Source organism: Roseibacillus persicicus (assembly GCF_014651675.1).
GTDB lineage: Bacteria > Verrucomicrobiota > Verrucomicrobiia > Verrucomicrobiales > Akkermansiaceae > Roseibacillus > Roseibacillus persicicus.
The window spans coordinates 488,861-501,865 of sequence record NZ_BMXI01000001.1; the positions used below are offsets into that span (position 1 = coordinate 488,861).

Annotated in this window: 4 protein-coding genes; 2 read left to right on the forward strand and 2 right to left on the reverse strand. The window is 57.3% G+C overall.

The genetic code is table 11. The features are described 5' to 3' along the window. Positions 1 to 112 precede the first annotated feature (112 nt). A complete protein-coding gene (locus IE099_RS01815; RefSeq protein WP_189566810.1) occupies positions 113 to 4,108 on the forward strand; it encodes a LamG-like jellyroll fold domain-containing protein in 3,996 nt (1,331 codons plus the stop codon). A gap of 87 nt (positions 4,109 to 4,195) precedes the next feature. On the opposite strand, the gene IE099_RS01820 is transcribed toward IE099_RS01815, so the two are convergent. After that, the gene (locus IE099_RS01820) at positions 4,196 to 7,528 is read right to left on the reverse strand and encodes a carbohydrate-binding protein (protein WP_189566812.1); all 3,333 of its coding nucleotides are present in this window, start codon (positions 7,526 to 7,528) and stop codon (positions 4,196 to 4,198) included. Between the two features lie 321 nt (positions 7,529 to 7,849). Between IE099_RS01820 and IE099_RS01825 the strand changes: the two genes are divergently transcribed. Further along, a complete protein-coding gene (locus IE099_RS01825) occupies positions 7,850 to 9,427 on the forward strand; it encodes a sulfatase family protein (RefSeq protein WP_189566814.1) in 1,578 nt (525 codons plus the stop codon). Positions 9,428 to 9,500: 73 nt separating this feature from the next. Here IE099_RS01825 and IE099_RS01830 read toward each other — a convergent pair whose 3' ends face one another. Beyond that, positions 9,501 to 12,749: an Ig-like domain-containing protein gene (locus IE099_RS01830; protein WP_189566815.1), complete on the reverse strand. Its 3,249-nt coding sequence runs from the start codon at positions 12,747 to 12,749 to the stop codon at positions 9,501 to 9,503. Positions 12,750 to 13,005: the final 256 nt, after the last annotated feature.

Sequence of the window (13,005 nt, forward strand, 5' to 3'; positions counted from 1 at the left end):
AAAACGGAAAGCATTTTCCCTCGAAACTGGTTGAGAATGTGGGATGTTATCAGAAGTCTCTCTATTTTTTCCCGACCGGAATAGATGCTGCTAAAAGCCCCCCTCCCTTAGAATGCAAAAGCTCTCTCTTCTCTTGGCCTGCCTCGCGATGGCCAGCCTCCCTGCCGACGAAATCATCTACACCGGTGTGGAGGGTGGCGAGTGGGCTACGAACGCCAACTGGTCCACCGCGAGCTACCCCTCTGGAGCGGATTATGCGACCTTGGACACCACCGCCAATCTCAGCGTGGTGGCACCCAACAGTATCCGAGCGATTCGGATTGGGACCAGTGGTTCAGGCACTCTCAATATCGCCAGTCAAGCCACCCTGGATGTCGGCTCCCATGCGTCTTGGGATAGCCATCTGGGGGACGGCAGCGGCAACCTCGGCACCGTCCATCAAGAGGGAGGCTTCGTGGATATCAACGAACTGGAAATCGGACGCAACTCCTCCACTGGGGTCTACCATTTGCAGGATGGAAGCCTGACCATCATTCGCGGCCTCAAGGACAACTCCCTCTATCTCGGCACCGACGATAGCAAGGGCTCGGCCGGGGAAGGCCACTTCATCATCCGCAATGGCGAGTTCAAAACCCGCGTCGGGGTCTACCTTGGCTCGACCTCGGGAGGCATCGGCCACTTCGAGGTCATCGGCTCCCACGCCAACCTCATCGGCATCGGTAGCCATGGAAATGGCGATGGCTCCTGGACCCAGAATTCGGGTTCCACTCTAAAGGTGCAAATCGACAAGACCACGCAAGGCCTCACCCCTATCTTCATCGACGAGGTGGGCGATGATGGAGGCGGGAATGTGGTCTTTGAAGACGGGTCTCTTCTGGATGTCAGCTTTACTACCAACTTCGTCAACGGCGGCACCTATACCGTCATGGAATGGGAGGGGCAGGTCACCGACAATGGCCTACAGTTCGCCCCCAGTGTCGACACCAACATTTGGAGCTTTCAAGTCGATGCAGCTAATAAGAGGCTCACGGTCACCGCCTCAGCACCAGCCCTTACGAGAAGCTTCGTTCACCCTGGCCTCTCGCACAAGCTCTCCGACCTGGAGCGAATGCGGGACATGGTCGCGGCCAACAAGGAGCCCTACGCCTCCACCTTCGCCAAGCTCAGCGCCACCGGCTTTGCCCAACACACCTATCAGCCCAGCAGCGCCGCCGCAGACCTCGCAACCAATGGGGGCACTGCCAACAACAATGCCCTTAGGAACGATGGCGTGGCGGCCTACTTCAATGCCCTGATGTGGTTCATTACTGGAGACGAGCGGCACGCGGAGGCTTCCATCCGCATCTTCACCGCTTGGTCAGGGGTGAAGAATATCGATGGAATCCCCCTCAATGCGGGACGTCACTGGCGCCTCATCGAAGCGGCCGAAATCATCAAAAGCACCTACAACGGCTGGGAGCCCGCCGACTTGCAAGCCTTCAAGGATATGCTGGTCTACCCCGGTTACTCCAGCACCACCGCCCCAACCGGTAGCGACCAGAGTCTTTATTGGAGAGCCTATCAGGGCGATCCCGCCCGACACGGCAATCAGGGACTCTTTGCCTTGCGCGTGGTGATGGCGATCGGGGTCTTTCTGGACAATGAAGTGATCTATGACCGTGCGGTGCGCTACCTTCAGGGAGCCCCCGCCCGAGCTGACGACCTGCCCTACGAATCAGGGCCCTCGATCGCAAATCAGCAGATTGCTTCCTACGAGCACTTTAATGAATTCTCCCGCACCGGGCAGGAAAACACCATACCGGATTACGGCTACAACGAGGTCATCCACAACTACATTTGGCCCAATGGACAAGGTCAGGAATTCTCCCGCGACATGGCCCACGGTCTCGCGGGAATCTCCATCATCTGCACCATGGCCGAGATGGCGTGGAGCCAGGGCGACAACCTCTATGGTCACCTCGATAACCGTCCCTTGCTCGGGCTCGAGTATTTCTATCGCTACAATGTCAGCTACGAAAACTCCTACCTCGACCAAACAAGCCCGTGGGAACCAACAGTAGAAAACGGAGAGTTCATCCAACGTCTTGATCGCTCGGGCCGCTGGTTTTCGCTCAAGGCCAATCCCTACCTGGCGCAGAATGTGGGTGAGACTTACATCCACCGGGGCCGGACCGACATCCTGGAGGAACCGGTCTACGAGATGAACCTGGCACACTACCGCGATCGGATGGGTGTCCCGGCCGAAGAGACCAAGTGGTTGGAACGTGGCCAAGAACTCTTGACCGCAGCCATCGGAGTCGAGGACGGAGGTACGGCATGGGACCACCCTTCTTTCGGCAGCTTGACCTTCCATCGCGTCAGTCCCGGGGATCCCGTGCAAGGCTTCAGCAATGGCAGCCCGGACTTCGCGATGAACGTCCTCCCCATGACAATCGAAGCCGAGAACTTCGACTATTTCGTCCTCAATGAAGAGGAAAAGACCTACTCCGATCTCTCGACCGGCAACAGCGGTCTCTCCTACCGTCTGGGTGAAAACGTGGACCTCAGCTCAGCGTCGGTGGGAGGCTATGCCGTCTCGGATATCGAAGCCGGTGAGTGGCTGAGCTACACCATCTCCGTTCCCGCCGACGACAACTACGACCTCTCCATCCTCTATTCCTCCACCGCGCCGGGAGGCACCATCCAGTTCAGCGTGGATGGCACCGACCTCACTGGTGAGGTCTCCATTCCCCATGGATCGCCCGATTCAACTGGCGCCTCCGACTGGCAGTCTCTCCTCGTTGCCGCGGACCTTCCCCTCACCCAAGGGGTGCAGCAATTGAGAATTACTTTCGGCGGCACCTCACAGAGCTTTCTCCTCAATAGTTTCTCTTTGACCACTCCCATCCCTGACCCGGTGGCGCACTGGCGCTTCGATGAGGGAGCAGGAAGCCTTGCCTACGATTGCTCGGGGAACGACTTTCACGGCACCATCAACAATCCCTCTTGGACCACCCGGCCCGATGGAGGCAATGCCCTCGTCTTTGATGGCAACTCGACCAACGTGACTCTCCCCAGCAGCGCCTTCGCCTCACTCACCGATGAAGTTACCCTCGCCTTCTGGGCCTTTGGCGACGAAGCCAGCCTCCCGACCGAAACAGTGGCCTTTTTCGCCGGCAATTCGGGCGGAGGACGCATCCTGAACATCCATCTGCCTTGGAGCACTTCCGAGATCTATTGGGACGCCAGCGACCGCATTAGCAAGGCCGCCAGCGAAGCGGAATTCGAAGGAGCCTGGACCCACTGGGCCTTCACCAAAGACGCGCACGAGGGAACGATGAAGATCTTCCGCAACGGCATCCTCTGGCACTCCGGCACAGGGAAGACCAACTCCATCGGAACCATTGCCCAAGCATACATCGGCAGCGAAAACACCTCCCGCCACTACTCCGGCCTCCTCGACGACTTCCGTCTTTTTGATACCGCGCTCACTGACGCCACCATTTCCAAGCTCTACACCAACGCCCTCAATTCCCACCTCCTCACCTATAGCGCGGGGCCCGGAGGATCGCTCTCTGGAGTCACCTCCCAGACCGTGGACGACACCACCAACGGCTGCCCCGTCACCGTCATTCCGGATACCAACCACAGCTTCGTCAATTGGAGCGACGGGAGCACGGCCAACCCACGCACCGACCTCTTCCTCACTGGTGACTTGAGCGTCACCGCCAACTTCGTCGCCAACTACACCGCTCTGGAGAACTGGCGCTTCCTCCGCTTGGGCACCTACGAGAATAGTGGAATCGCCGCAGATGATTTTGATGCCGACGGGGATGGATTGCCGAACCTCATCGAATACGCAACCGGGCTGGACCCCAACGATTCCACCGATTCGCTCGCGCTGGAAATCAAGGAATCCACCACTCTTCCCGACGAACTCGAAGTCCTCTTCAACCGCATCGACGACCCGGGCCTCACCTACATTTTGGAAGGAAGCGCCACCCTCCTCGAAGAGGACTGGACCTCGCTGAGAACCGTCAACGGAACCAGCGTCGGGCCCGTCATCACCACCCAGTCGGAATGGCCCTCGGCGGACTACTTCTTCTTCCGACTCAAGGTCGAATACTAAACGGGCGCGCAATCATCAAAGGATGGGAGACTGTTCGCCACTGCTCGAATCGAAGCACATCGAAGACAGTGGCAGCGCCCCCTTTTCTCAGTCACTTTCTTCGCTGTAGCTAGGAGATGCGGACACTCCCAAGCGGAAGAATTGCCGTTCGTGAGTGGGATCCTCGTAATCGAAAAGAACATCGATTTCGAGGAGGGCTCCCGTGCCGCTATGCACAGGTCCTAGCTCTTCCCAATCATCTGTGAGAAGGGTGTCACTGGTGTAGAGTTGGTAGTCGTAACCCAATCCGGAGGACTCGATGGTGAACGACAACAGCTTGGCTCCAGAGCCATCAACGCTCATTTCCAGATCCGAGATGGCAAGGTTTTCAGCGGAGATCGGCTCGGGCTGGGTGGTGGCACTGGCCACCGACGAAACCGGTCCGACCTCATCGCCGAAGTTGCCCGTGATGCGATAGAAGTATGTGGTGAAAGGACTGAGACCGGTGTCAGAGAAGGCAGTCCCTTCTATCCCGGTGGAAATCTCGCTAAACGGCCCGCTCGCCGAAAGCGCTCTACTGAGATTGTAGCTCGAGGCTTCGGCTGCCGCCTCCCACGAAATAGCAATTTCGTTCGCACTGACCGCATTGGCAGTCAAGCCAGAGACCTCGACCGGAGTGGGCGCGGGAAGCTCGTTCACGGTAAACCAATTCAAATTCACAAAGGCAGCATTGGTCGTCGTTTCGGCGTCCTCTACAAACTTGAGGTAGAGGTTATAGATTCCCGCATCGACATCCAGAGTAGTCGAAACCGTTTCATAGCTTTGCCAACCGTTGGTATTCGGTACGTCGACTTGTCCGAGGACAGGGCCATCCGCGCTACCTTCGCGAACCTCGATAAAGCCATCGGGACGCCCATTGGCGCGAGCGACGCGGAAGGTCATCAGAGAGTCTTCAACCAATGCGACGTCACCATATCGCACGAAATCGCCGTTGCTGATATTCTGCAAGTTCAACCCTCCCCCGGTGTCCCCGGTATTCTGGGTGCTCAAGCCCCAGGAGTGGTCGAAGTCTTCGCCTTGAATCAGGTCGTTCGAGAAGTCCTCGCCATCGAGCACAATCTCGAAACAGCAGACCGACGCCCCGGGGACCAAGGTATTGAAATGAGAACCACCGACCACAGGCTCGAAGGTGACAAAGCCTTCCACCTGGCTCGGGTCCGTCCAACGGGTGCGGCGAACGGAGGTCTCGGCAATCGTCCGTCCATCGGGAGAGATGTCGAGAGACACGGGAACTTGGTTCTCATTGATGACCCACACCGTCATGAGGTTGCCTTTGATAAAGGCCGCAACGTTGCGGGGAATCGCATCGTCATTGGAGCCCAACGGAGCATTCAGAACGCCCGGCTCAGGCTCGGCAAGAATGTCGAGGGCATGGCCATAGTTGGAGGTCGAGCTGAGCTTGCGATAGATGTAGTATTTCACGTTTCGCGTGGCGGAACCACCGGGGTTCAGGATGTAGGAGTGCCCTTGGTTCGTTGTTCCGATGGCCAACCAGCCATTGATTCCTCCAAAGCCAGCTCGAATCGCTTCCAGATAGTAGTAGAAGGAAGTGGTCTCATTTTCGCTGGAGGTGCTCTTCCATCCGTGGACTTCGGTGTTCCAGATCTCGGTCTCGGAGCCCAACCGGCTCCGAACGGCATCTGCAAAGGACTGGGCATCGCCGTCGCGGTCGGTGTTGTGGGACGCCGCGATCGAGATCGCCTCGCGGTCCCCCGAATCCAAATTGTTGATCCAAGACGTTCCCTGCAAGTAGTTCCAAGAAGAAGGAGCCACGATTTCGGGAATGTCCTCTGGCTCTAACAAAATAGAAGAATCCACTTCGGAATAGGTCCAGGGATCCTGGAAGTAGGTCACGTTGAGGTATTCATGGATGTTCTCCATGTCGCCTTGAGTGACGCGGCCCCCACCGACATTGCTCTGCCACTCATTGGTGATATCCAGAAAGCTGATCTGAAAGTCGTAGGACTTCATCAGCAGCAGGTAGCGCACGAGATACTCCGCGCACTCTTGCCAATCGAAGTCAAAGCTTCCACTAATCGGAGTAGGCGCACCACAAATCCAAAAGGGATAAGGCTGCCAGCGCACGTCTTCGCCTTCCCACTTTTTGCTCGGGTAGGACTCGTTGAGAGGTCGGGGAGAGGCGAAGAATTTGATGTCCGGGTTGGCCTGCTTCATCTCCTGCATCAGGGGGATGATTTTGCTCGTGTAGGCGGAGAGGTCATAGTCCCCTTTGAAGTCACGTTCATACCCACCGTTGACCGCAACCCGCACAAAGTCGACATCGGCATCCACTGCAGTCCAGCGGGCAATCTCATCCCGCTCCGCCCCGTCAAGGTTGCTCGACCAATACCAGAGGCGCTCGTAGTCCATTCCGTAGCGCATCTTTTGCTGGAGCGTGCTCCCCACCGTGAGAGGAAGAGCGACCATTTGCTCGAAGGAAAACCAGTTCACGTTGAAAAGTGCGCCTTCTCCCCCAAGATAGTTCAACCGAATCGTCTTGGCTCCCGCAGTCGCAAAGTTCACTTCGATGCTGACTGTGATCCAAGTCTGCCAACCATTGGTATTTGGAACCGTAATTTCGGCAAGGGGAACGCCATCGACGACCATCTCGATTCGCCCCCCCAGATCATTGTCGGAAGCCACCCGAAAGTTCGCGATATACTCTCCTGCAACAGGAACGACCACCGAATACTCGGTCCAGTCGCCATTGTCGATGTAAGCGACCGCTTCACCCGCATCGGTGTCAGAATTCACCTGCACCCGAATACCCGACATGGAACTGAATTCCTCAGCCTCAACAAGTATCGGCCCGGGTCCGTAGCTGAACCAATTCAGATTGAAAAGGTAGGCGTCGGCAGATCCAGAAAAGTTCAGGCGAATCGTCTGCGTCCCCGCGCTGCTGAAAGTAAAGACTCCACTCACCGTGGACCAGGACTGCCAACCACCGGTATCCACCACCGTTGCGCTGCCAAGGGGGGTACTTCCCACCACGCCCTCGATGCTTCCGCCCTCCCCATCGGAGGCGACTCGGAAGTTGAAACGATAATCTCCCGCCACAGGAATATCGACGGTGTATTCCGCCCAGTCCCCCGTATTCGTATAGCCCAAATTCTGACCGCCACCGGAGTCACTGGTCGTTTCCACGCGAAGACCACTTTGCGCGGTAAAGCCCTCTGCCTCCACTTGCACGAATTCCGCTTTAGCATTCGAGGCGAACAAGAGGGTGCACCCAAAGACAAGTAAGAGAACCAGCAACGAGTGACGGCCAGACCGGCGAATTGCTCGCTGACTCGTTGTGGATTCTCCGCCCCGCACGTTGGCAAAAGGCAGTGAGTTGAAGGGGGCGGAAAGGGGGTGGGCTTGTTGACAATCAGCTGGCATATCGGTTCTTTGGGGAGGGAAGAGGGTCGTGGTGGCTGACACGCTCGACTTCAATGTGAAAACGATTTGAAACCTTTTTCATTAGGAGAGAGAAGAGGCTCCACCCTGTTGAAGATCAGCGTGCGGGCGCTCCTTATTGGAAGCACAACGAATTTAAAAAGAAGAAAGCAGCTCGGTGACGACTTTCGCCAAACTTATGAGTCGATCGGATGAAAGGCCGCATGCATCAGGGCCAATGAGTTCCCCTAGAGCTCCTTTAGTTCAGACAATTTGCGAATGAACTTGGTTCCCTCGCAGACCGGACAATAATTTGGCGAATCAATGTCCAAACCAGCACTCTCCATCTTCCTCGCACTCACCACCTGCGCCTGCGCCCAGCTACCGAACATCGTCATCATCTATGCCGACGACCTCGGCTACGGCGACCTCTCCTCCTACAATCCCGACGCGGCTTATCAGACCCCGCGTCTCGATCAAATGGCGGCGGAAGGGATTCGCTTCACCGATGCGCACAGTCCTTCGACCATTTGTTCTCCTTCGCGCTACGGTCTCTTTTCCGGCCAGCAGATCTACCGTTCGACAGGTCGCGGCGGCGGGGCCTTCGAGGGTCCGGGCGGCCCGAGTTATCTCAAACCCGGGGACCTGACCCTGGGCGGAATGCTTCAGGAAAAAGGCTACCAAACAGGAGTCTTTGGAAAGTGGCATGTGGGACTGACTTGGCTCGACAAAGACGGCAAGCGACTCGGGGGCGGCTTTAAGAATTCCCCCCTCATTGATTACGAAAAGAGCACCCCGCTCATCGACGGCCCCAACGAGCGCGGCTTTCACGAGTCCTTCATCACCCCCAATTGCCCGACCACCGACCCGCTCTATGTCTATATCGAAAACGGGATGGTCCCCATTCCCGCCGACCAACGCTACAATCCCGAGAGCACCCCGAACCCCGGGGGAAAGTGGCGTTGGGATAACGACGCGGGCTGGATGGCGCCAGACTATCAGTTCGTCGGCGTGGATGAGCTCTTCTATGAAAAGACCAAGTCCTTCATCACCACCCATCGCGAAAAGACTCCGGAGAAACCTTTCTTCGCCGTTCTCTCCACCCAGATCGCGCACGCTCCCGTTCTTCCTTCCGAGGAATTCAACGGGGCGACCGAGGCCGGACCACGGGGCGACTTTGTCTTTCAACTCGACGCCATCGTCGGGCAGGTCATCGACCTCATGAAGGAGCTGGAGATCGACGAGGAAACTCTCATCCTCTTCAACGCCGACAACGGAGCCGAGACCGTGCACGTGGACTGGATGCGCCAGGACCACGATCACGATGCCTCGGGCGGATTCCGCGGAATGAAGCGAGATGGTTGGGAAGGCGGTCACCGCGTGCCCTTCATTGCGAGATGGCCGGGCCGCATTCCTGCCGGACAAGTCTCCGCCCAGATGACCAATACCACCGACATCTTCGCCACCCTCGCCTCCTTGGTCGGCTATGAACTACCAGACGAAGCCGCCACCGATAGCTTCGATATGCTCCCCGCTATGCTTGGCACCCAGCCAGCGGAAAAGTCGATCCGTCCCCACCTGCTGACCCAGAGCTTCCGCGGCGAATTCCAAATCCGTCAGGGAGATTGGAAATACCTCGACCACCAGGGCTCCGGCGGAAATGGTTACAAGGACAACGTGCTGGAAAAATACGTGCTCGAAGAAAACGAACCCGATGCCCCGGGCCAGCTTTACAACCTCAAGACCGATCCCGGCGAGACCACCAACCTCTACTTCAAGGAAGCCGCCAAGCGCGAAGAGCTCCAAGCCCTTCTCAAGAAGCTCAAGGAAAGCGGCCGCAGCGCTCCAAAGAATCGCAAGCCCCTCGGAATGGAGAACATTCCCAAGGTGAAGGAGAAATAAGAAGACCGTCGCTGCCAGATTGCGTCCATGCCAAGCCGCATGGGCCAGTCTAACAGACAGTTCGTAAAGTCCTCTATTCCGGCCGCTCGACCACGATGCTGAGAAACTTTCTCGCTTCCGCAGCGGAGACCGGAAGGGACACCGCCATGGTCTCGAAAACGCCGTCGTCTCCTGCCAGTTCTTCGGAAAGTCCGTCCGTGAACCATGGGTCCTTCAGGTCTCGCGACCACTCCGCGTAGACGTTCACCCCGTCGACTTTCCGCCGGGAATAGGAAACCGTGATCTCCTCATCGCCCGTCGACAGAATGACCAAGGGTGAGTCGGCCTTTCCGGGATCGGTGCCCAGGATAAACTCCGCGTAGTTGTCCAAAGAGTCACCATCCGGATTGCCATCATCAGCCGCTACTCCTTCCCCAACCACCGTCTGGAAGTAGGACGACCTCCACATCTCAAGGTCGCTGAAGACTTCTCCTGTTAGAAAAAAGTCATCGAGATAGACCCTCGATTCCGAGCTGCTCGCAGGCCCCCCTTGCCAATAGATCCGAAACTCCACTGAGGCGTCAGTGACGAAGTCGGGAAAATCATAAATCTCGAAATTCCCCTCGTCTTCCAGTCCACCTGCGCTCACCGCGCCACTGGTCAAGAAAACCTCTTCCCCACCCTCAATGCGATAGCTGAGCTGATAGCTGCGACTGGCCTCCTTGGCAAAGGCATCCACGAACAAGCTTTCGTACCCAATTGAACTTCCGTTCGGTTCGACGATGTAGGAAAGGAAATAGCCGTAATCGTCTTCCGCCACCTCACTTGGCAGCCCGGTCCCTTCCGCGACCGAAAGCTGGTCGATGGTGGTCGCGATCTCGCCCCCAGCCAATCCTCCGCCCAAGGTCACCACGGAGCTGACGCTACCATATTCGTAGTCCGGACTGGTCGCACCCGCCGAATGCCCGTAACCCACCAGCACATTGCCCACGAACAGCGCGACTGTCACCTCACCGCTGTCCACATTGCCATCGTCCACCTTGAAGATGAAGCTGTCCGGCCCCACGTAACCCGCATCGGGGGTATAGAGGAGCTCCGGTGCCGTTCCGCTCAAACTCCCGTGGCTGGGCGGGGTTATGATGGTGTAGTTCAAGCCATCATCATCAGCATCACTGGCAGCAAGCAGCACCGCCGTTTCGCCGCGGACAACAGCGCTTCCCCCAATCGCCTCTGGAGCGGTGTTGGTATCCTCAAGGATGAGATTGTCGATGGCGGTATCGGCAGCATGCCACTGCTTCTGCTTGGAGCGGAAGCGAAGGGTCACCTCCGCAAGACCCGCGTAGGTGGAAAGGTCGACTTCCGCAGTCGACCACGCCTCCTCACTGCTGCTGTGTTGCTGATTGTTTCGGATCCAAACATCGTTCGTCCAACTGGTCCCGTCGTGAACATCGACTGCGAGAAAGTCGATGTAGACTCCATACATATGATAGTCGAAGAAGAGCGTCGGCGCGGCCGCTCCCGTGAAATCGAAAAGCGCCTCAAGGGAAGACGTCTTGTATTGCGCACCCGTTCCGTGATTTTCCACATAGAGATACTGCACCCCGTCGGATGCCCCAATTGGTCCCGTCGCGCCGGTATCAGTCCCTCCGCTATGCCAGGTCCAATCCCAATCATCATCCGAGGACTGCTTCCAGGCTCCCAAGGCAGCTTCGAAACTTTCCGCATAGGGCAAAGACTCCGCCACCAGAGCCGCGGTCGTCGCTGCAGTAGCCGCCGACTCCACACTCTCATTCTGATTGGCGGAGAGATCCCGAACCTTCACCGTGTATTCATAAGTCGTGGCGGGGTCCAAGCCGGTATCGGTATAGCTGGGGCTGACTTGCCATCCGCTGTCGTGGGACCCGTCCGCGACAGTCTTGTTAGAGAAATAATACTGAACCCCACCAGAGTCCGCCACCCACTCCGCCTCCATGCTCACCTCGCAAACAGCGCTTTCCTGTGGAGGGCTGACCCACTCGAGGGGCTCGGCCGAAGGAGAGGCAAAGTCATAGGTCACCCAGATGCCCGGATGGTCCGACAAACCTGCCGCCACGGCCGCATAGAACCCACTGTTGCTCTTGCTTTCCACCGAGGCCACATGGTCCAACCCGTTGCTCGTCAGAACCGGCGGATCGAGAACCTCGGTCACATCCAGATAGGCCGCGCCATTGCGGAGATTGAAGTCCCCCAGCATCACCACATTGTCGTCCTCAGCCTCGGACCACTGCGTGATGTCGAGTCGGTCGAAGACGTAATCCTTGAACTTGCTCATCCCCGCCTTTTCCGAGGCATAGTCATCATCGCCGAAATTGTAGGTATTGTGAAAATTGAATATATTGATTTGTTCGCCCCCAACCTCAATCACCACGTGCTGCGCGAAACGGGACCACTCGTCACCCTGCGGATCGATCTGGATGAGCTGACTGTGCGTGTCCACAAAGGGATAGCGCGAAAAGATTACGAGTGAAGACTCCAGCGCAGACTGATACCACGCGCGGTCGGTGGCCTCATAGATCGTTTGATAGGAGTAAGGGTAGTCCGCCGAAAAGACATCCTTCGCCGCTTGATACTCATCGCTGGCCGAAGACCCTTCTCCCACTTCCTGCAGGCAAAGGACATCCTCCCCTTGCATGAAATCCTCGTAAAAATCGCCCAGATTGTCCGCCGGGGTTCCCTGGCCATTTGGGCCGTAGCCTCCGTGGATATTGTAAGTCAGCACCGCGATCTCATCGACGGTTCCAGTCACCGCCACATTGTCGAGAAAGAGGGCCTGCGTCGGATTCGACGCCGTATCCCCCTCCAGAAGAAACCGGGCCGTTTCCCCCACCCCCAGGCACCGGTCCGTGAGCGCGGTCAGGTCGATCTCCACGTCCTCGTAATCTGCCGAAGCCGAAATGCCATTGTGCACCGCGCTTCGACTCCAAATCACGGTCCCGTTGGCATTGCTCAGGTCTCCCTGCTGATAGGTCAGGGTCAAGTTCTGCGGCGAGTTTCCATTGATACTCGCAAAGTCGAAAAGAATGCGCTGCAAGCCAATCGCCCGCACACTGTTGTTGGTGACGGTGAAGGAGATGCCCGCACTATCGGTCCGCACGCTCATGGCACCATCGATCGCCGCACTCCCTACCGGAAAGCTCTCGCCAAAAGTCCCATCGTTGCATCCCTGCGCCGACACCCGCGCCCCGTCTCCACCCCAGAGCGATCCGCTCACTTTGAAATAGGACGCATCCGCCTTCTTGGCCGACCCCTGGTTTCGAAAGGCTCCATAGCTCCCCGAAAAATCGTGCCAGCCGGCCAGAATCATTTCTTCGGCCGAAGCACCGACGCTCGAAATGAGTAAGACAACAAAGGGAAATGATCGGAAAGGAGATATCATGGGAGGTGGGTTAGTCTCGCGACGAAAGCACGCTAGGTCAGTTTCGTGAAAGACGCCACCAACTTTACAGAATCTCTTTCGAAGCAGGTCCCTTCTCGGGTGATGGGATCGCCGTGAAAAGGGCCTTCATCTCACCTCTTTCTCGATTGACTTCGCGAACCCTCATCTGAAAGATTCGCGAGGG

Coding starts and splice junctions, on each gene's coding strand:
- IE099_RS01815 (WP_189566810.1), top strand. CDS start 113: ATGCAAAAGCTCTCTCTTCTCTTGGCCTGCCTCGCGATGGCCAGCCTC.
- IE099_RS01820 (WP_189566812.1), bottom strand. CDS start 7,528: ATGCCAGCTGATTGTCAACAAGCCCACCCCCTTTCCGCCCCCTTCAAC.
- IE099_RS01825 (WP_189566814.1), top strand. CDS start 7,850: ATGTCCAAACCAGCACTCTCCATCTTCCTCGCACTCACCACCTGCGCC.
- IE099_RS01830 (WP_189566815.1), bottom strand. CDS start 12,749: ATGATTCTGGCCGGCTGGCACGATTTTTCGGGGAGCTATGGAGCCTTT.